The sequence below is a fragment of the Acetobacteroides hydrogenigenes genome (assembly GCF_004340205.1).
Classification (GTDB): domain Bacteria; phylum Bacteroidota; class Bacteroidia; order Bacteroidales; family ZOR0009; genus Acetobacteroides; species Acetobacteroides hydrogenigenes.
Map to the genome: position 1 here is coordinate 61,863 of NZ_SLWB01000012.1, position 20,886 is coordinate 82,748.

The 20,886-nt window shown below is 44.0% G+C and carries 16 protein-coding genes; 4 read left to right on the forward strand and 12 right to left on the reverse strand.

Annotated elements, in window-relative coordinates; translation table 11 throughout:
* Positions 1–123: 123 nt before the first annotated feature.
* The 6 genes from CLV25_RS11780 to CLV25_RS11805 form a co-directional block, all read right to left on the reverse strand.
* Complete coding sequence (locus tag CLV25_RS11780; protein WP_131839856.1) at positions 124–2,829, reverse strand: outer membrane beta-barrel protein; 2,706 nt, start codon at positions 2,827–2,829, stop codon at positions 124–126.
* Between the two features lie 382 nt (positions 2,830–3,211).
* A complete protein-coding gene (locus tag CLV25_RS11785) occupies positions 3,212–4,156 on the reverse strand; it encodes a 3-oxoacyl-ACP synthase III family protein (RefSeq protein WP_131839857.1) in 945 nt (314 codons plus the stop codon).
* 37 nt (positions 4,157–4,193) lie between these two features.
* The gene (locus tag CLV25_RS11790) at positions 4,194–4,790 is read right to left on the reverse strand and encodes a TetR/AcrR family transcriptional regulator (RefSeq protein WP_131839858.1); all 597 of its coding nucleotides are present in this window, start codon (positions 4,788–4,790) and stop codon (positions 4,194–4,196) included.
* 474 nt (positions 4,791–5,264) lie between these two features.
* Complete coding sequence (gene yidC / locus CLV25_RS11795; RefSeq protein WP_131839859.1) at positions 5,265–7,130, reverse strand: membrane protein insertase YidC; 1,866 nt, start codon at positions 7,128–7,130, stop codon at positions 5,265–5,267.
* 16 nt (positions 7,131–7,146) lie between these two features.
* On the reverse strand, positions 7,147–8,769 hold the full coding sequence (locus tag CLV25_RS11800) for a CTP synthase (protein ID WP_131839860.1): 1,623 nt from the start codon (positions 8,767–8,769) through the stop codon (positions 7,147–7,149).
* Between the two features lie 17 nt (positions 8,770–8,786).
* Positions 8,787–10,721, reverse strand: a complete 1,935-nt coding sequence (locus CLV25_RS11805) for a DUF349 domain-containing protein (protein WP_131839861.1) — start codon at positions 10,719–10,721, stop codon at positions 8,787–8,789.
* Between the two features lie 470 nt (positions 10,722–11,191).
* Between CLV25_RS11805 and trmD the strand changes: the two genes are divergently transcribed.
* The 4 genes from trmD to CLV25_RS11825 all read left to right on the forward strand — a co-directional run bounded on the left by trmD (position 11,192) and on the right by CLV25_RS11825 (position 15,213).
* A complete protein-coding gene (gene trmD / locus CLV25_RS11810) occupies positions 11,192–11,869 on the forward strand; it encodes a tRNA (guanosine(37)-N1)-methyltransferase TrmD (protein ID WP_131839862.1) in 678 nt (225 codons plus the stop codon).
* A gap of 97 nt (positions 11,870–11,966) precedes the next feature.
* Positions 11,967–12,920 (forward strand): NADP-dependent oxidoreductase, encoded by a 954-nt coding sequence (locus CLV25_RS11815; protein WP_131839863.1) that lies wholly within the window; start codon positions 11,967–11,969, stop codon positions 12,918–12,920.
* Positions 12,921–13,033: 113 nt separating this feature from the next.
* Positions 13,034–14,212: an MFS transporter gene (locus CLV25_RS11820; RefSeq protein ID WP_131839864.1), complete on the forward strand. Its 1,179-nt coding sequence runs from the start codon at positions 13,034–13,036 to the stop codon at positions 14,210–14,212.
* Between the two features lie 302 nt (positions 14,213–14,514).
* Positions 14,515–15,213: a head GIN domain-containing protein gene (locus CLV25_RS11825; RefSeq protein WP_131839865.1), complete on the forward strand. Its 699-nt coding sequence runs from the start codon at positions 14,515–14,517 to the stop codon at positions 15,211–15,213.
* A gap of 462 nt (positions 15,214–15,675) precedes the next feature.
* Here the strand turns inward: CLV25_RS11825 and CLV25_RS11830 are convergent, their stop codons facing one another.
* The 6 genes from CLV25_RS11830 to CLV25_RS11855 all read right to left on the reverse strand — a co-directional run bounded on the left by CLV25_RS11830 (position 15,676) and on the right by CLV25_RS11855 (position 20,868).
* A complete protein-coding gene (locus CLV25_RS11830) occupies positions 15,676–16,227 on the reverse strand; it encodes a 2-oxoacid:acceptor oxidoreductase family protein (RefSeq protein ID WP_131839866.1) in 552 nt (183 codons plus the stop codon).
* A gap of 29 nt (positions 16,228–16,256) precedes the next feature.
* Positions 16,257–17,027: a thiamine pyrophosphate-dependent enzyme gene (locus tag CLV25_RS11835; RefSeq protein WP_394345241.1), complete on the reverse strand. Its 771-nt coding sequence runs from the start codon at positions 17,025–17,027 to the stop codon at positions 16,257–16,259.
* Positions 17,028–17,029: 2 nt separating this feature from the next.
* The gene (locus tag CLV25_RS11840; protein WP_131839867.1) at positions 17,030–18,118 is read right to left on the reverse strand and encodes a 3-methyl-2-oxobutanoate dehydrogenase subunit VorB; all 1,089 of its coding nucleotides are present in this window, start codon (positions 18,116–18,118) and stop codon (positions 17,030–17,032) included.
* A gap of 28 nt (positions 18,119–18,146) precedes the next feature.
* Positions 18,147–18,377, reverse strand: a complete 231-nt coding sequence (locus tag CLV25_RS11845; protein WP_131839868.1) for a 4Fe-4S dicluster domain-containing protein — start codon at positions 18,375–18,377, stop codon at positions 18,147–18,149.
* A gap of 27 nt (positions 18,378–18,404) precedes the next feature.
* Positions 18,405–19,748 (reverse strand): aminotransferase class I/II-fold pyridoxal phosphate-dependent enzyme, encoded by a 1,344-nt coding sequence (locus tag CLV25_RS11850; RefSeq protein WP_131839902.1) that lies wholly within the window; start codon positions 19,746–19,748, stop codon positions 18,405–18,407.
* Positions 19,749–20,196: 448 nt separating this feature from the next.
* Complete coding sequence (locus CLV25_RS11855) at positions 20,197–20,868, reverse strand: hypothetical protein (protein ID WP_131839869.1); 672 nt, start codon at positions 20,866–20,868, stop codon at positions 20,197–20,199.
* Positions 20,869–20,886: the final 18 nt, after the last annotated feature.

Consider the following 20,886-nt stretch of genomic DNA (forward strand, 5'->3'; position numbering starts at 1 on the left):
TAACATAGAAAAGCGGGAATCCCTACGGGTTTCCGCTTTTTTCTTTTGCTAAGCATTTACATGCTAGCAAGGTCGAATATTCATACAAAATCGAAATCTAAGAAGCAACGTATATTATGCATACTACTTCCTTCTCACATCGCCACCAAACTTATTTAGGGTATAGGATAGCGTGGCCATAAACAGCTGAGACATGGATTTGTACCTCACCTCTTCGATATAGCTGGCAGATACGTTTCTGCTATAAGGCTTATACTTATTCAGAATATCAAATGCCATAACGGTAAGAGACAACGATTTATTCTTAAGAAACTTCTTGGTTATCGCACCATTCCACAGGTAGGATTTGTCGCCACCGCTAGACAAATCGCCATACTTGCGCGAAGCATCTAGTGTAGACTTAACCTCAAAATTGCCCGGTAAACGAGCCGTTATGCTTCCCTCTACGGCAAGAGATGAATAACGCTTACGCGTGTACTGAATCGAAGAATAGCCAGAAAGCCCCTCGTAGCGAACTAAGTTGTAGGAGTAGCTGCAATCAGCCCCAACCTCAAGAAAATCAAGCGTCAGATAAGCTTTTAGCCCTTCTTCTACTGCAAATTGATTAGAGAAATACTTTACCAAATTGGCAAAGCCCGGCGTGCGGCTATAGTCTACATCCACCGATACTGACAGGTGCAGCTTATTTGCAAGCACTGATTTCCCAACAGTAGTAAAACTGCCTAATTGATAGCGCCCATCGACATTAACAGCCTGATGGTAGTACTTTCCTAAGTCATCACGGTAGCTTTTCCCTACTATTGCATCGGAAGTGATGCTTCCGCTAAGGCTATTGTTAAACGAAAAGAAAGTTTCCTTATTAAAATAGCTATAGCTAAGCGAAAGGTTGTGGTTGAACTCCTCTTTTAGCGATGAGTTGCCCAACTGTATGCTGTTAGGCGTACTTGGATTTTGAACAGGGTGCAACTGCTCTACGCTCGGCTGACGGGTATTCCCATTGTAGCTAAAGCGTACATCGTGGCTTTCTTTATGGCTAAACGACACAACCAACGAAGGAGAAATATTCCGAAAAACAAGAGCCGTATCCAACCACACAAACCCAATCTGGTTTCGGTAATCCTGGTTAACTACGTTAGCATTAGCGCCTATGTTGGCTACTAGCGCTCCTTTTGCAAAGTTCAGGTAAACACCAGCAGCATTCTTACACTCGCTGTTCCTGTAGTTTTTTGAGTAGAGGCTATTCTCAACATCGTAGTTTCCGGTAGAAGGATTAAAGTCGAATGCTGCATTCGTGCTCCTCGAAGTCCCGTACTGAAAGCGGTAGCTAAACTCTGCCGTAAGGTATTTTCCAATAGGGTGCGTATAGGCTAGTCGAGAAGAAAACGAGCCACCTCCGCCATCAACATCGATGCTTTGGTTACGGATGTTGGTAGAATCCTTTACAGCATAGTAGTTTTTCTGAAAGGTAAGAACATCGCTGCTGCTATCATTAGCACGGCTATCCATACTAACCGAAAGCGTTTGGCGGGGATGCTTAAGCCGCTTCTGCACCAAAAGTCCTAATCCATAGTTTACAGATTCAGAAATACGCGAGGAGGTGCGCTCCTCCGAGTTTACCAGCGCAGCGTTTTCGTCAAAGAGATGCGAACTCCCCTCATCGTACGAATCGCCAGTAGAAAGTTGCACGTTGGGCGTAATGATAAGCGAGAGCGTTGTATCGTGCCGATACTCGATGCGCGAGTACATGCTATGCGAACGGCTTAAGGAGTTGCCAGAGGAGTAGCTATCGCTGTTAAAGGTTCCTTTATCCTCAAAGGTCTGCCTATTGGAGTTCGTTTCCCTATCGGAACTACCATAACCAAAACGGTAGCTCCCATTTGCATTCAGCTTAGAGTTGGGTTCGTAGTTGAGGTTTAAGGCCGCATTTCCGGAGGTTAGAATCCCCTGCCGGCTGGCATTCGGGAAAGCAACACCGCTACCCGTTCCCTGTCGGTTTATATTGTTGTAGTTCCCCATAGCAACCGCCTGTGTAGCGTTTCTAAATCCACCAATCCGCGCACCCAAATCGTAGCTATCATTCGATCCTGCTCCAAGCCTATACGAACCAAATATCCCCCTTTTCTTCTCCTTTTTTAGTGTTAGGTTGATTACCTTTTCAGTTTGGCCATCATCAACCTTGGTAAACTCGGCCTGATCGCTTTTCTTATTTACGACCTGAATTTTATCAACAATATCGGCAGGGAGGTTCTGCGTTGCTAACGATGGATCGTTAAGGAAGAACTTTTTACCATCGACCATAATTTGCGTTACAGGCTTACCATTTATGGTTACCGAACCATCCTTGGCTACCGTAACGCCCGGAAGCTTGCGCAGCACATCGGCCACCACATCCTGCTCTCGGGGTCTATACGATCCAGCATTAAACTCCAGGGTATCTTTTGCAATCCGAATGGGAGTACTCTTTCCGACCACCACCACCTCATCGAGGGCTATTTGCTTTCTAGCTAACCGAATATTGCCAGCATTAAAAACTCCGGTTTCGCTTCGCGCTACTATGCGCTTGGCCATCGACTCAAAGGACATGTGGGATACCCGAACTAGGAACCTACCTGGCACAACATTTCGCACCTCAAAAACTCCATTAACGTCGGTAACCGCCGAACCAACAACACTAGAATCACGGCTGGAAAGCAGCGCAACCACAGCAAACTCTACCGCTTTTTTCCCTGTTGAATCCGAAACATATCCAACAACACTAAGTTTCCCCTGCGATAGAGCGGGAATTGCAGCCGTAAAACTAAGCGCTAACAGCCCAAGAAATCGCCACATCAGATAAAGTAAAGGTTTGGTAGCGAATATAGCAATTACTACCCAATATGCCGAAGGTAAACCAAACGTATATTACCCCATACTAGCCATGAGTGCAATAGGTAATATAGCCTATTTAACGAACGGATGCTGCCCCTAGTTGCTTAATGCTTCCTGTATACAAATGGAGTAGAACTCGTACCATAAAAATCAACCGACAAACCTTTTAAAGCGAACGAAATCAACAGTAAGGCAAAACAACCTCGTACCTTCATTCAAGAACTCATCAGCTTTTTCACAAGTACTCGCGGGCTTTTAAAGGATCAATATTAACGAGTGAGCACAAAAAAAGGTGTAGCCTTTCGGTACACCATGTATCATGCCAATTTTTATATCCAATGCTTTATACACGAACCAGCATTGCCCCACTAGAATAGCCTCCTCCAAAAACGGTTATTCCAAGTAAATCGTTCTTAACAAACTTATCTTTGTTCTGCGAAAGCGCAATTGCTGTACTTCCACAGCCAGTATTACCGAACAATTCGATATTGGCGAATATCTTTTCGAGAGGAAAATCTAGCATTGATGCTATCTGGGTAATAATACGCATGTTTGCCTGATGTGGAACTATATAATCTAGGTCACCAAACGATAGCCCTTTAGCATCCAGCAGTTCCTTTAATCCCTGAATCATGAAAGTACAGGCATTAACAAACACATCCTTACCGTAAGGCATTACAATGCCGCACTCCTTCGGGAGTAACAACACCCCTTCGGGACCTCGACCAATATGCCCCAAACCATGCGTAACAACACCCTCTACAAGCATATCAGTCTCCGATAACCGATCTTTAGATAGGAATACAGCTGCAGCGCCATCGCCCCACAAGTGGCCACATTTCTCATCGCTATCGTTGCTGTAGTAAGTGTTATGCTCAGAAGCAACAACCAGCGCTTTGGTTGCCTTGCCCATTGCAAAGTATCCTTCTACAATTTCTATTGCATTAATTAGCGACGAACAAGCAGAAGTTATGGTTAGAGCCGCAGCATTTGTGATGTCGAAGTGCCGCTGAACAACATGGGCAATTGTACCTACCGTATCGTAGGGGGTATAGGTTGCACCTACTACCAGATCAACCTCTTCTATAGGATAGCAAATAGACGCAACAGTGTTGCTTATTGCGCTAATAGCCATAGAATTCGAATTCTCCTCAGCCGATGCCTTACGCCTTTCCTTTATTCCCGTTCTCTGAAAAATCCACTCATCGCTCAAACCATTTACCTCTTTAAAGTAGCTGTTTGGAACTACCTCTGATGGCAAATAGTGGCCAATTGCATTAATGTACATATTTAGTTTAAGAAAAAATGACCACCCGCCAACCCTTCTACCTCAGGCTACTATTGTTGAAAACGCCGAAAATAACAATTCTAATAATATCGAGTTGCCGTTGCTTTAAAGCCTCGTCAGGATTCATTTCCATAAAGCTAGACTCGAAAGCTTTTAGCGTAACCAATAGATTGTGGGCGGTTAAGCTCATATTTAGCACCTGAAAAACATTTCGACGAATTCCCTCATCAAGAATGCTCAAAAGAATTTTAACCTCTTCCTTGTCAAATTCGCGACGAATCAGATCCAGGTGTGCCTTCTCCTTAAAGAAGCAAGTTTTCAGAGCAGTATGGGCGTAAACTAGGTTACGTATGATTTCCATACGCTTAACGATATACATCCTTAGCTTTTCGCGTGGATCGATGATGTTTGAGAAATAACTTTGCAGCTCTGCAGCCATCTTAGCAGACTCTACCTTTATTACCTCATTGTAAATCTCATCCTTCGACTTAAAGTAGGTGTATATGGTGCGTCTCCCCCTATTGCATGCAAGCGCAATATCATTAATTGTGGCGTTATAGTAGCCCATTTCCCCAAAAACATTCCGGGAAACATCCAAAATGGTTTCGCGTGTCTTGCTGAATTTTGCTGTCATATTAAAAAGGATTTACCCATTTAATTAAAGATCGTGCAATATAGTGGTTGTTTTTAATTATACAAAAAAATGAACCCAAAATGCGTTTTTTTAGCTTAGCCTATGAAACAAATTCCCCAAAAAAGAATAGCAAAGGCTTAAAATAACGAACATGTGCAACAGCCAACCACGTTCGTCTAATCTACTGCGAACGTGGATTATGGCATAAAGAAATACGTCAATCTTCTATTTTTCAACAGTTTCAGCAATGATCACATATAAAAATAATGTTAACATACAGCAATATTTCTACTTAACTATAAGTTGAGTAACATAAGATGAAGTATTAGCGCCATGTAACAAGAAAACAAAAACTAATAAAGCGTCTGCAGAGCATTATTATCCACCATATCCTACCATCAGGAACATGCATTACACGATAAAAGGCCACCCTTAGGGTGACCTTTTCTATTTATTAGATTTATTAGATAATCTCTACCTTCTTTTTTGCTGCTTAGCCATTTCCTCCAACTTTTGTTGGAAACGAGACTTTTTAACAGGCTTCTTGCTATTTTCCTTTAGCTTAGCATGCACAGCCTCATCATCAACCGTTTGGCGAATAATGTAGGTTTGTCCTAAGGTTATAAGGTTCGACAGCAGATAGTAGTAGCTCAAACCAGCCGCATAGTTGTTAAACCAGAGCAGCATCATCACAGGCATCATATAAAGGGTCATAAACTTCATCCCAGGCATTTGCTGGTTAGTATCGGCCATTTGCCCCATATTAATCTTCGATGTCAGGTATAACGACACTGCCATTAAGAGCGTAAACAAGCTAACGTGACCACCATACAACGGAATTTCGAATGGCAGCTTCAGAATAGAGTCAAACGCAGACAAGTCATCAGCCCAAAGGAAGCTCTCCTGACGAAGCTCAAATGATGCAGGGAAGAACTTAAACATCGCAAAAAGGATTGGCAGCTGTAGTAGCATTGGCAAACATCCACCCATTGGGTTAACTCCAGTTTTACGGTAAAGGGCCATTACCTCCTGCTGCTTCTTAAGCGCATCTTCCTTTTTAGGATACTTTGCATTAATCTGATCAACCTCTGGCTTTAGCACCCTCATCTTCGCCATCGAAAGGTACGACTTGTAGGTGAGCGGAAACAGAACCAGCTTTATTAAGATCGTAAGAATAAGAATGATTATACCAAAACTAGCAATATGCGACTCTAGCATATCGAATACAGGAATCACTACCCAGCGGTTAATCCAACGAATAATCCACGAACCTAGAGGAACAACCTTTTCGAAGCCCAAATCGTGCTTTTTAAGCTCGTTGAAAAGGTTTGGACCAAAGTAGAAAGAGAAATCTAGATTCTTTGTTGCTGCAGTAAAAGGAACTTGAAGCGTCGCTTTAAAGTTCTTTACAAACCCAGAATCTGGCTTATGTGTAGTTTGTGCTAAGTCTCCTGATGTAAAACTGTTTTTAGCAACAAGAATAGAGGAAAAAAACTGCTGCTTAAAGTCAACCCATTGCAATTTGGTTGTCACCTTTTCGCTCACAGCATCCTTCATTGGAGATAACTCCTCCATATCCCCTTCTTCCCCAGGGAATTTATAGCTAATTGCCGTATAGTTATTCTCGTTCTTAAAGCCCTTTTCCTGCTGAGGAGCATCCATAGCCCAGCTAATGTCTAAGCTGGTCATATTTGAAGGAAGCTTGCGTTCCAATCCTACAAAGTTTACCTTAAAGTCAACCATGTAGCTTCCCTTTTTAAGGGTGTAAACGTACTCTATATAGCTCGATGCATCGGTATACAAACGAAATGCAGCACTCTTAACCGAATCTGTAGAAGAAATAGCCGCATTTTTAGCAACGTTTACAGGTTGAAAGTAAAACCTTGAAGTAGAGATGCTCTGACCAATAAATAGGTTTAGGTCAAACTGGCTTCTTTCCGGGGTAAAAAGAACTAGCTTATCTCCGTTATATCGCTTATACTTTAAAAGCTCAACAGAAGCAATTCGTCCTCCCTTGTTCGAGAATACAACTTTTACTCTATCATTTTGCAAAGTATAGAATTCCTCAGTACCTCTCACAGCAGTAGCCATAGTAGCCCCAACCGTTTCTGAAATAGCAGCAACTTCAAGGCTGTCGTTTATAGCATTCTCCTTTTGAAGCTGATCTTGAGCAGCAAGAGCCGCTTGTTTGGAAGCATCCTTAGGCATCTTTGCCCGAGCAACCGAATCGATAGCCGCCTGCTCTTTTTGATACTTTTCCATTTGTCGGTTGTTGTAGTAGCTGAATCCGATAAGGATTGCACCTATTATCACCAAGCCGATAATACTTTTTTTATCCATTTAAATACGTTGTTCTTTATTTACACTTTTCGTTCTTGTACTTTAATGCTGCTTTTACAAAAGCAACAAAAAGCGGATGAGGGTTAGCCACCGTGCTCTTATACTCTGGGTGGAATTGGACCCCAACAAAGTAAGGATGCGAAGGAATCTCTACAACCTCAACCAAGTTTGTGTCAGGATTTGTTCCAACAGGCTTCATGCCGGCAGCCTCAAACTGCTCCAAGTATTGGTTATTAAACTCATAGCGATGACGATGTCTTTCAGAGATTTCCTCCAACTTGTACGCCTTATACGCCAACGAGTCCTTAACAAGAACACAAGGATAAGCACCAAGCCTCATGGTACCGCCCTTATCCGTAATCTCTTTTTGATCTTCCATTAAGTCGATCACAGGATATGGAGTCGACACCACCATCTCGGTAGAGTTAGCCTCTGCCATTTTGAGCACGTTACGGGCAAACTCGATTACAGCGCACTGCATGCCAAGGCATATTCCAAAAAATGGAACTTGGTTTTCGCGAGCATACTTAATGGCCGAAATCTTACCTTCGATACCTCGATGCCCAAAACCGGGAGCAACCAAAACGCCTTGAACATCACCTAAAAGAGTGGCAACATTATCTTCGCCTATCTTTTCGGAATTTACCCACTTAATCTTAACCTTGCACGAATTTGAGGCTCCTCCATGGATAAATGCCTCTACAATTGACTTGTAGGCATCATGAAGTTCGGTATACTTACCTACAAGTGCAATGCTAACCTCATGCTTAGGGTGCTTAATACTATCAACCAACCGTGTCCAGTCAGACAGTTCTACTTCATTGTCCGAAGGTAAATTTAGCTTACGAAGTACCGTAAGATCAAGCTTCTGCTTAAGCATCTCAAGAGGCACCTCGTAGATAGTAGGAACATCAACCGATTCGATCACAGAATCCTTATCAACATTACAGAAAAGAGCTACCTTTTTCTTTATTTCAACAGTAAGAGGCTTCTCGGTTCTAAGTACCAGTATATCTGGCTGTACTCCAGTTTCAAGCAGCATTTTTACAGAGTGCTGCGTTGGCTTTGTCTTTGGTTCTCCTGCAGCAGCAAGGTACGGAACAAGCGTGAGGTGAATCACCAACGAGTTTGTAGAACCGAGTTCCCAGCGAAGCTGACGAACAGCCTCTACGTATGGAAGTGACTCTATATCGCCCACCGTTCCCCCAATCTCAGTAATTACAACATCGTACTTGTTTTTGGTTCCCAAAACCTTAATACAACGCTTAATTTCATCCGTAATATGAGGAATAACCTGCACCGTTTTCCCAAGATACTCTCCACGGCGCTCCTTATTTATTACCGACTGGTATATCCTTCCGGTAGTTACATTATTTGCCTGAGAGGTTGGCTTATTGGTAAAACGCTCGTAATGCCCAAGGTCGAGATCGGTTTCTGCACCATCCTCTGTCACATAGCATTCACCGTGTTCGTAAGGGTTCAAAGTCCCTGGATCAACGTTGATGTATGGATCTAACTTCTGAATGGTAACCGAGTATCCTCTAGCCTGTAATAGCTTTGCTAGCGATGCCGAAATAATTCCTTTTCCCAATGAGGATGTTACACCTCCAGTTACAAAAATGTACTTAGTCTGTGCCATTATCGTTCTTTTTCAATCTATTCGGGTAGCTGAGAATCAATCAGGTTGATTTTTTCCTCTATAAGAGCAATCTCTTCTTTTGCCTTATTTATCTTGTTATTTACTTCTTTAATCAATGCATCGGCATTCTTGGATTTGGCAAAGAACCCAATATTATTTTCCCATACGCTGATATCCGATTCGAGCTGGCGAATTTTACCAATAAGTTTATCGCGTTCTGCACGGAACTTTTTATCTCCTCTACCAGTATTCGATTCAACCCAGCCCTTAAACTTAACGATCTTACGCTCAGCATCGCTTCCTTTAATCTTTTGAAATTGAGCATCGATAATCTCGCGGTACTCTTTTTGAATACGCTCCTTATCCTTCATTGGGACAAAGCCGATCTCTGCCCAACGGCGCTGAAATTCTTTCAACGATTCAAAATTGGAAGGGATGTCTTCTGAAGGCTCAAATGCTTTAATTTCTTCAATTATGGCTTCTTTTGCTCTAAGATTTTCTTCGTAGCGCTTATCGATACCCGAAAAATGCTCCGATTTTCTGGTAAAGAAAGAATCGCAGGCTGCACGGAAACGCTTCCAAACCTCATCCGAGTGCTTACGAGGGACAGGCCCTATTTCTTTCCATTGTTTCTGTAATGCAATAAGTTCGTCAGTTGCCTTTTTCCAATCGGCCGATGAAGATATTTCTTCGGCCTTAACACAAAGTTCTACTTTAGCCTGTAGGTTTACCTCTATCTGGCTCTTTAGTTGGGTGTAGAACTCGCGCTTCTTAACAAAGAAAGCATCACAGGCTTCGCGGAAGCGTTGGTATATCTTTGAATTCTCCTTCTTAGGCGCAAAACCAATAGTCTTCCAAACCTTTTGAAGTTCAATCAAATCTTTCGATCTTTTATTCCAATCCTTAGTCGATTTGGGATCGATCGTCAAAAGTTCCTCTGCCTTTTCGCAAAGAACCGTTTTCGCATCCAAGTTTTTCTTTTGCTCATCCTTTTGTAGGTCGTAGAACTCCTGATGCTTTTTATTAATCTTAGAGGTAGCCTCCTTAAACCTTTCCCATAGGGTCTCCTTAAACTCTTTTGCAACAGGGCCTACTTCTCTCCATTGCTCATGAAGCTTCTGAAGCTTTTGGAATGCCAAAACCACCGAAGGTTCAAGTAGCAGTTCTTCAGCCTTTTCGCTTAGAAGGATTTTTGCTTCGTAGTTTTTCTTAAGATCAAGATCGCGTAGTTCGCGATTGATCTTTATATAGTCATAAAACTTCTCAACAAGATAGTGGTAGTTGTCCCATAGGTCTTTTACATGCGACTGCGGAACTTGCCCAATCTCTTTCCACCTATTTTGAAGGTTCCTAAACTCTTGAAACGTGTGGTTATGAGCCTCCGACCCTTCGGAGAGAGCCTTTAACTCTTCAAGTATCTGAAGTTTTTCCTTATAGTTATTTTCTTTTTCAGCCTCTATTTCCTTACTCTTAAGGTATTTTGCATTTTTATAGGCTAGAATAAGATCTTTAATAATCGGCTCTTCGGGGCATTCTGGAGCTTTAAACTCGGCTTCTTCGCCACCATTCTTAACAAACTCCGCCTTCTTAGCCTCAACGTCGGCACGCAGCGTTTTATAAAACGCGATCTTTATGGCCTCTATTTCACGACGTGAAGCCTCTGAACCATTGCTAACAATTGCTTCTAGGGCTTTTACAAGTTCCTGAAGGGAAAATCCAGAATAGTCTACAACAGGGTGGGCTGAATCTTCCCCTTCTTCTTCCTCTCCAAGATCAATTTCCTCAGCAGCAAGCATAGCCTCCTCTTCCGAGAAATCAACACTATGACGAGGTTCAGTTACTTCTTCTTCTACTACTTCAGTTTCGGCAGCAGGGGTAGCATCTACAGTATCCTCAACATGGTTGTTGAGCTGTTCCTCGGGAACTAGAGCATCATTTCTTTCAGATTCCATAACATTAAATTTGGTGTTTCATCAAATTCTTACCAATTGCATTCGCATTCGTTCGAATACCAAAGTGCAAATATAGCATTTAGCAAGGCTAAACGAAATAATAATTTACCTAAAGGTCTTTGGCTTTAGCAGATGACTGTTAAATAGAACTACTTACAACACCCTTCAACTTCTTATAATTAAGCACAGAGTAGGTTATCCACCCAAATCTGGCTAGTTTAGTTTACAAAAGCTATTGGCACTATGTAATCGTCATTAGCCTATAACCCGATCTTCCTGTCTAAAACAGGCCATACCGCAAAGTAGCATCCTTGATTTAGACCCTAACTAACCTAACAACCAAAATTAAGCATGCTGCATCTATTATTCAAGTCCCCCAGCGAGCCGATGTAATTAACATTCTTTTTGCGAGTCATAACGAGTTGCTTTGCCGATATGCAACGGTAAATTAAATTTGCAAAAAATTTACCATGAGAATTGATATTCTGACAATCCATCCCGAGCTCCTCGAAAGTCCGTTTAACCACTCCATAATAAAACGAGCAAAGCAAAAAGGGCTTGTGGAAATCGTCATCCACAACATTAGAGATTACAGCACAGATAAGCATAAAAGCGTAGACGACTATGCTTTTGGAGGCGATGCCGGCATGGTAATGATGTGCGATCCTATTTTTAGATGCATCGAAAAGCTAAAAGCTGAACGCCATTACGACGAGGTTATCTATGTAACCCCAGATGGAAAAACGCTAAAGCAAGGTATTTCGAATAGGCTGGCAACATTCGAGAACATCATCATCCTTTGCGGGCACTACAAAGGTGTAGACCATCGCATCCGCGAGCATCTGGTAACGCTCGAAATTTCGATTGGTGACTACGTTCTTTCGGGCGGCGAACTTGCTGCTGCAGTTATCGTAGACAGCGTTGTTCGTATTGTACCTGGCGTAATATCCGACGAGACATCGGCGCTAACCGATTCGTTTCAGGATGGGCTGCTTGCCCCCCCAGTTTACACAAGACCTGCCGTATACAACGGGTGGGAAGTTCCTGCTGTTTTACTTTCAGGAAACTTTAAGGAAATAAGCAAATGGCAGGAGGATCAGGCTCTGAGCCGTACCAAGCTGCTCCGCCCCGATCTGCTTAACGACTAGGCATTCCTTTAATTAGTATAGGGCCGCTACTAAATTAAGCTAGCGGCCTTTTTGTTGCCAACATTTACGCTTCTCTCATGTTCTAAAGTAAAAAAACATGAGAGCAATACAGTATACCGAATTTGGGTCTTCGTCGGTTTTAAGGCTTGTAGAGCGAGATATACCGAAACCCAGAGAAGGTGAAGTTCTGATTAAGGTTACGGCAGCAGGAGTTAATCCTGTCGACGTAAAAATCCGAAATGGGTTGCTCGTAAACCGAGTTCCCTGTGTTTTTCCCATAGTTCCTGGATGGGATTTTTCGGGTAAAATTGTTGAGCATGGCTTTGGCGCCCGCCGATTCGATATTGGAGAAAAAGTAATTGGCTACTGCCGTAGGCCAACCATTCAGCACGGAACCTATGCCGAATACATTACGGTTCCAGAAGTGTACATTTCCAAAGCGCCCAAAAACATACCCCTTAACGATGCAGCAGCCCTTCCGTTGGCTGGACTTACGGCCCATCAGGCTATATTTACCCATGGTGGACTGAAGAAAAATGAGGCTATCGTAATATGGGGAGCGTCAGGAGGAGTAGGTTCGTTTGCCGTTCAGCTCGCTGCCCAAAAGGACGCCAAGGTTATTGCCATTGCAAGCAAGCGAAATCATGAGTACCTAAAAAAGCTGGGAGCAAAGCACACCATCGACTACATCACGCAGAATGTGGCAGAAGAGGTGCGAAAGCTATTCCCTGAAGGAGTAGATCTTGCCTTCGACACCGTTGGCGGTGATGTTTTTAAGCAATGCTTCGATATTGTAAAAAGCACGGGCAGGGTAGTTTCTATACTAGAAAACTTACCACAGCCCTCTCTCCTACCAAAACCGGAGATAGATTACCGCTACTGCTTTGTAGAGCCAAACTCTTCGACCCTTAACAACCTTCGAAAAATGGTAGAAGAAGGCGAACTTACAGTTTACGTGGAAGCCGAATACCCCTTGGAAAAAGCAGCCCTAGCGCACGAAAAAATATCAGAAGGACATACTAAAGGGAAGATCATTATTGCGATGGATTAGCTCCAAGTAAAAAACACTGACAACAATACGCATTTTAGTCCCTATCGACGATTCATTAATCGATAGGGATTTTTATCTTCGTAGCTAAAATTCAAACACTAAAGCAAAAGACAATGAATCAGAAAAGCAGCAATCTATCTGCTCTGCCAATCTTCCTTGCATTCCTCTGCATGGGCTTTGGAGATGTAGTTGGCCCTCTAACCAGCCAAGTACAAAGCGATTTTCACCTATCCAACTTTTTGGCAGGCCTTTTAACCTTCATGGGTTTTATCATGTTTGGTCTTCTCTCTATTCCACTTGGCATTATCCAGGATAGAGTCGGAAAAAGGAAAGTTCTCATCTTCGGTCTTGCCGTTGCACTTCTTGGGCTGATACTCCCTATTATTGGCAACTTCTCGAGTTTTGTGGTGCTGCTAGTATCCATTCTGATGCTTGGAGCAGGTGCTACAAGCCTTCAAGTGGCCGGAAACCCAATTATGCGCGACGTATCACCCGAAGGGAAGTACTCTCGCAACCTTTCGCTTGGACAGTTCGTTAAGGCTATCGGTTCGCTATCGGGATCGTTGGTTCCGCTTATTGCCGCTAAGTACTGGGGGCTAGACTGGAAGATTCTCTTCCCAATCTATTCAGCGTTTATTGCACTAACCATCGTTTACATCCTTTTCGCGCACATCCACGAAAGCAAGCCCGACGAGAATGCAAAGCCTGCAACCTTCAAGTCGTGCCTTTCGCTGCTCAACAACAAGTTTATCTTAGCTATGGTGATGGGCATTTTCCTCTACGTTGGTGCCGAGGTTTCGATGTCGTCTAAGCTGCCTAACTACCTTGCCGACGTATTCAGCTACGACATCAAGAAGCTGGGACTACTCGGAACCTTATTCTTCTTTATCGCCATCATGACTGGCCGTTTCTTTGGCTCGGTTATCCTTAACTGGATGTCGCCAAAGCGCTTCCTGGTTATCACCACCATCCTATCGATTGTCGGAAACCTTGTGCTATTTTTTGCGCCAACCGCAACCGTAGCCTTCGTTTCGATTTTTATCATCGGATTCGGCTTTGCCAACATCTTCCCGCTAATCTTCTCGATTACCGTAGACTCGATGCCCGAAAAGGCTAACGAGATTTCGGGATTGATGGTAACCGCCATCATCGGGGGTGCCGTTGTTCCACTTCTCTTCGGATTGGTGGCTGACTACAGCAACAGCATCGTCGCCGGATTTGCAGTTCCATTAGCTTGCTTGGCGTACATTCTGTTAACAGCACTTAGCACCAGTAAGCAGGTGGCCAAATAGTTTTTTTACTATATTTGCAGAACCAATTTATACCCCAGATATCTTAGGATATCGATCTTGCAAGCCCAGATACCTTAGTCAGTATCTGGGCAATTTTTTTGCACCTATGGTACCAAGACACAAGGCACAGGATACAAGAAAGCCGATCAAAACCATCTTTTAGGCTGTCAAGTATAGTTGGCGTAAGCCTCGTGATACGTGATACGTGCATCGTGATACCGATGATACTGAACTATTACTTTTTTTACTCCTAAGGTGACTTTCCTTCCTTTTTTTCTTACTTTTAGGGAAAGCCAACCGCCATGAGACGACTGCTCACACTCCTCGCAATACTGACGTTACCTATACTCGTAGAGGCATCGGACGTCACCAGCAAAACCATCAAACTCCCCAGCTTTAACCGGATAGCCGTAGTAGGCAGCTACAACATCCACATGGATCAAGCAAGCAGCCCTACCCTTACCATTATCGGACAAGATCAAATTTTGGAGCGCGTTAAGGTATCGGTCCGCGAAGGGCTGCTCCTAATCGAAATGCCCAAGCAGCGCGACCGCCGCATGCGCCTTAAAAGCGCCGAAATACCCACCCTTCGCCTATCGTTTAAGAGCATCAGCAACCTTTTTATCGATGGGTATGCCGATATCGCATCGCCTCGGCCCCTAACCTTCGACATGCTAACGGTAACCCTCAAAGGCTCGAGCAAGCTAACCCTATCGCTCGTATGCAACCACCTTGCCGTAGAAACCAGCGGGGCAACCTACATTAAGGCCACGGGGAAATCCAAAACATTCGACCTACGCATGAAGGGGTCCGGCATGTTCGACGGGTACAACTTGGCAACCCAAAAGGCTATGGTAACCATAGAAGGAACCGGTAAGGCTCGAATAAATGCGGTGGAAAAGCTTACCGGCACCATCAGCGTCTTTGGAACGCTCTTCTACAAGGGAAACCCCGTTGTTGATGTCTCGAAGAATTTCGGCATCGTCAAGCAGATACCCTAACGTTATCTTTAAAAACTCTATTGGCGTATATACTAAGGAAATCACCTTGAAATCTTCGTAGCTTACGAAAAGCGCACGGCGATCCCTGGGAGTTCTTCGTAGCTTACGAAAAGCGTACGGTGCCCCCTTGGAGATTTCCGTAGCTTACGAAAGGTGTACGGCGACCCCTAGGAGATTTTCGTAGCTTACGAAAAGCGTACGGCGACCCCTAGGAGATTTTCGTAGCTTACGAAAAGCGTACGGTGCCCCCTTGGAGATTTTCGTAGCTTACGAAAGGTGTACGGCGACCCCTAGGAGATTTTCGTAGCTTACGAAAAGCGTACGGTGCCCCCTTGGAGATTTTCGTAGCTTACGAAAAGCATACGGCGACCACCGAAATTACGTTGTTGACTTCATCGACCCTACCCCATAAAAAAAGCGGCCCCAAAGGACCGCTTCTTTACCTATAATAACCATTTGCTGCTAGAGCACATTAACAGCCTTTACTGCATCCATTCCTCGTTGAATGGCCTCCTCGTTCATTGGAATGAGGTGGTGATGGCGAGCTGGAAGCGACTTCTCGAGTCCCTTGCGCACGTTCTCCATCTTCACGATTGGCTTCACGCTAAGGAATCCTCCAAGCACGATCATGTTAAACGCCTTTGCGTTGTTCATGCGGGCAGCTTCCTCGGCAGCCTCAATACGGTAGATGTTGATATCGGTACGGGTTGGATGGTGAACGATTCCGTTTGGATCGTAGATGAGCACGCCACCGGGCTTTACCAGCTCGGCGAACTTGTCCATTGATTGCTGGTTAAGGATGATGGCCGTATCGTACTCGTGAACAATAGGCGAGCTGATACGATCATCGCTAAGGATTACGGTAACGTTAGCGGTACCACCGCGCATCTCAGGGCCGTACGAAGGCATCCAGGTAATCTCCTGGCCCTGCATGATGCCCGAGTAGGCAAGAATTTTACCCATTGATAGAACGCCTTGTCCACCAAATCCAGCTATAATGATTTCTTCTTTCATTGCTTTTGAACTTTTGATGTTAGAAATGGCTATTCGTCTTTAAGATCGCCAAGCGGATAGTATGGGAACATGTTTTCCTCCATCCACTGGTTCGATTTTACTGGAGATAGCTTCCAACCCGAGTTGCAAGTACCTACCACCTCTACGAACGAGGTTCCCTTACGGGCAGCTGCATTTTCGAAAGCCTTACGAATAGCCTTCTTTGCCTTGCGAACAGCGGCAGGCGTTTGGGCGCTCTGGCGGGTTACAAACGAAGTTCCGGGCAGCTGAGCAATAAGCTCGGTAATGCGCAAAGGGTGTCCGTTAAGCTCTACCGAACGTCCGTAAGGAGTGGTAGCCGTTTTTTGTCCGATAAGGGTAGTTGGAGCCATCTGTCCACCGGTCATACCGTAGATGGCGTTGTTAACGAAGATCACCACGATGTTCTCTCCACGGTTGCAGGCGTGCATAATTTCTGCAGTACCAATCGAGGCAAGGTCGCCGTCGCCTTGGTAGGTAAACACGTGCTTTTCTGGGTTAAGACGCTTAGCAGCGGTAGCCAATGCGGGAGCACGACCGTGAGCGGCTTGCAACCAGTCGATGTCGAGGTAGTTGTAGGCCAACACCGAACATCCTACAGGCGATACGCCAATGGTATCTTCCTGAATGCCCATTTCGTCGATAACCTCGGCAATCAGCTTATGAATAACGCCGTGGGTACATCCGGGGCAGTAGTGCATTACATTATCGGTAAGCACTTTTGCTTTTTCGTAAACCAAATTTTCTGGTTTTACGATATCTTGAATTGAAATTTCTGCCATCGCTATTTTCCTCCTAAGAAGTTAGTCTTAATTGCATCAACCACCTCGTTTGGCGAAGGGATCATACCGCCATACCTACCGAAATGGTAAACAGGAACCTGTCCGTTTACAGCAAGCTTAACATCCTCTACCATTTGTCCGGCGCTCATTTCTACAGAAAGGAATCCCTTTACGTGCGAAAGGTGTGCTTGAATTTCCTTGGTAGGATAAGGGAATAGGGTGATTGGACGAAGAAGACCAACCTTAATTCCTTCTGCACGGCAAAGCTCAACGGCCTTCGATGATATACGAGCTGATGATCCGTACGCAACGATGATGTAATCGGCATCCTCGCACATGATCTCTTCGCAACGAACTTCCTTCTCGCGAATCACAGCGTACTTAGCTTGCAGCTTGTGGTTGAATACCTCTTGACGAGCAGACTCCAGCTCCAACGAAGTTGCAATATGGCGCTCACGATCGGCAGTCTTGCCGGTACAAGCCCAATCGCCATAGTTCTTAATGATCTCTTCTTTTGTCCAACGTGGCTTGAAATCATCAAGGTAAACCTTCTCCATCATTTGGCCAATAACGCCGTCAGATAGGATCATGGCTGGGGTACGGTACTTAAATGCAAGTTCGAAGGATAGATCAACGAAGTCGTACATTTCTTGAACCGAAGCAGGGGCAAGTACGATCATATGGTAATCGCCGTGTCCGCCACCCTTAACGGCTTGGAAGTAGTCCGACTGTGCAGGCTGGATCGTTCCAAGGCCGGGGCCTCCACGAACAACGTTCACCACCAAGCAAGGAAGCTCGGCACCTGCCAAATATGTCAAACCTTCGCACATCAAGCTAACGCCTGGCGACGAAGACGATGTCATTACTTTTTTTCCGGTAGCAGCTCCACCATAGAGCATGTTAATGGACGATGTTTCGCTTTCGGCCTGCAAAACAACCATTCCTGTTTCCTCCCATGGCTTACGAACCATAAGAGTTTCCATTACTTCGGACTGTGGGGTAATTGGATATCCAAAGTAGCCATCGCAACCGCAACGAATCGCAGCTTCTGCAATAGCCTCATTCCCCTTCATTAGCCTTAGCTCTTTCATATTCTTTTGCTATTCTAGTTAGGGTAAATTAGGCCTCAACTTTGACCTTGTAAACTGTAATAACGCTGTCGGGACAAACTAGTGCGCAGCTAGTGCATCCTACGCAGCTTTCTGGATTTTCCATGTAAGCGTAGTTGTAGCCCTTACCGTTTACTTCTTGCGCAAGGCTAATAACTTTAGTTGGACAAGCGACAACGCAAAGAGAGCATCCTTTGCATTTCTCCATGTCGACAACAATCGCTCCTCGAATTTTTGCCATATGCAGTTATTTTGTTGGATTGTTCGTTTATAGTGCGGTAGATTGGGCCACAGCCTTATCTACCTTATGATTTTCGTTGAACATTTTCAAGCGCTCTTCCAGGATGCCAAACTGGCTTCTAGCCACTTGGGATACGCAAGCACGAATACCCTCGCGCTTACTTCCTGTGGTGCTTAGCGAGATGGCACTTACACCGTAGTAGAGTAGTTCTTCAAGAAGTTCCTCTCCCGTCAGATTCTGGTATCCAACCGTAAAGTAGAACCCATCGGCAAGCACCTTATCCTCGTCCCTGTCGTAAACAATATGGAACCCATTTTGCTCAAATATCTGTTTAAGGATCTTAGCCTTCTCGCCGTACTCGCGCGTTTCTTCAACGAAGTTGTACTTACCATCGTTTACAGCCTTCAGAAGTGCAGCAAAACCGTACTGAACCGAGTGGGCAACTCCGGAAGATAACCCGTAGATAGGTCCAAAAATCATAGCCTTTCCAAACTCATCATTAGGGAAAAACCGCTTTAGATCTGGGAAACGACGCTTAAAGAGCACATCCGATATCACCACACAGCCAATACGCTGTCCGGCATAGCTAAATGCCTTCGACCCCGAGATGAGCATCAGATAGTTATCGGTATACTTTGCAACAGTAGGCTGGTAAGGTGGCACTCCAGGTTTAGACATATCCACACGAAAGTCCATCGCAAAATATGCTAAATCCTCAACTACCACAACATCGTAACGGGTTGCAAGATCGCCTATAATTTGCAGTTCCTTCTCGGTTAAGCATACCCAAGTTGGATTATTCGGATTCGAGTAAATGATACAAGAGATGTTGCCTTCCTGCAAGTACTTCTCCAGCTTCGAGCGCAGCTTTTCTCCTCGGTAGTTATAAACGTCGAATGTTTCATACTTCATACCAAGCATTCTAAGCTGGTTTTTCTGTACAGGGAAGCCCGGATCAATAAAAAGGACGGTATCTTTAGCCTTATCACATCTGTTAGCAACCATAAAGGCAGCCATCCCTCCTTGCATCGATCCTACTGTAGGAATGCATCCTTCCTCGCGAACCTCGACATTAAGAAAGTTCTTTACAAAACGCGACATCTCCTTTTTTAGGGGGTCAATTCCCTCTATCGAAGGGTAAACAGCCGTAACACCACTCCTTAAAGCCTCAATTTCTGCCTCAATAGCAATAGCAGGTGTTGCTAATCCAGGAACCCCCATTTCCATTTTCACGAACTGCGAATTGGTTGCTTTTTCGATTTGCACAACCAATTTAACAAGCTCGCGTATAGAGGATTTGCCTACATTTGCAATACCCGACTCGCGCTTTAACCGATCAACGGTTTCAATGTCTATAGGAGTTTGATGCATAGCTTCAGAATGATTCATTTTTCAGGTTGACAATTTTACTGAATATTTTAATAAATAAAAACGATTTAATAGTTTTTTCTTGGCTTAACAGATAATTTATAAACATTTCAACCGCATATGGTATCACATTGTAGGTGACAACTAATAAATCAACGGTAAAATATAACAATTTTCCCAGAAGCCAGTTACATTTCATTTAAAATCACCTTCTTTTACTTACAATTATCAACTCAAAACCACCTCAACTTTAAATATTATAAGCACAAAAACCATCTTTAAAGCAAAAAAAAACGACTTGCAGGTTTTAAACCTGAAGCCGTTTCCATATCATACGTAAAAGAAAGAATCTTTTGGGTTCCTATATTCCGCTAACAGAACTACGTAGACCTCTTCCTGTTTTCCTTCGTCGTAAAGTTTTCCGAATTCAAATATAGCGAAATATCATTAATTACTTCGACTTATTCGCAGCAAACGCAAGTATTACACCTAGCACGACACCCAAAATAGCAGCAAAAAGCACCTGTAAACTTGCAGGAAGCAAGAAGGTTATGGTATGTGCTGGTATCCAAAAAAACGGAATCGTTTTTTTAAGGACAAAGCCCCACATTGTATGCCAATCAACCTTTTGTAGTATTACAGCAACATCAATACGAGAGAAGAAGCCTTTTAAGGTTCCTCCTGTTGCCACAATATGCGTATCGGTTATTTTATGAAGCGTCATCATCACTGGCGCAAAAATAAGATTCATGAAGGCAGAAGCTGCAAAGGCTTGCAAAAGCTTATATCCAAAAGAATCGCCAAGGGTAATTTCAATATAGCCAAGAAAGTTTACGGCTCCTGTTTGGAAAATCAAGAAGGAAATCTTAATGGCGATGCCTAAAAAGCCCCAAACGATTGCACGTGGAAGGAGACCAAATCCTTTGTAGTCGTAAACCCCTTTCCTAATTCGCAATCCCAGAGATTCACCCAGCGTTGCCAAAATGGCAAACTTCAGAAAACTCATTGCCAGTCCATGCTCAAGGTTGAACCTACAGTAAAATTCGTAAAGAGGCGTAGATACCATAAACGGCACAAACAGCACCAGAACTAAAATAACAAACAAAAAATCATGACGTTTCATTGGTGGTTTTAGATTTAG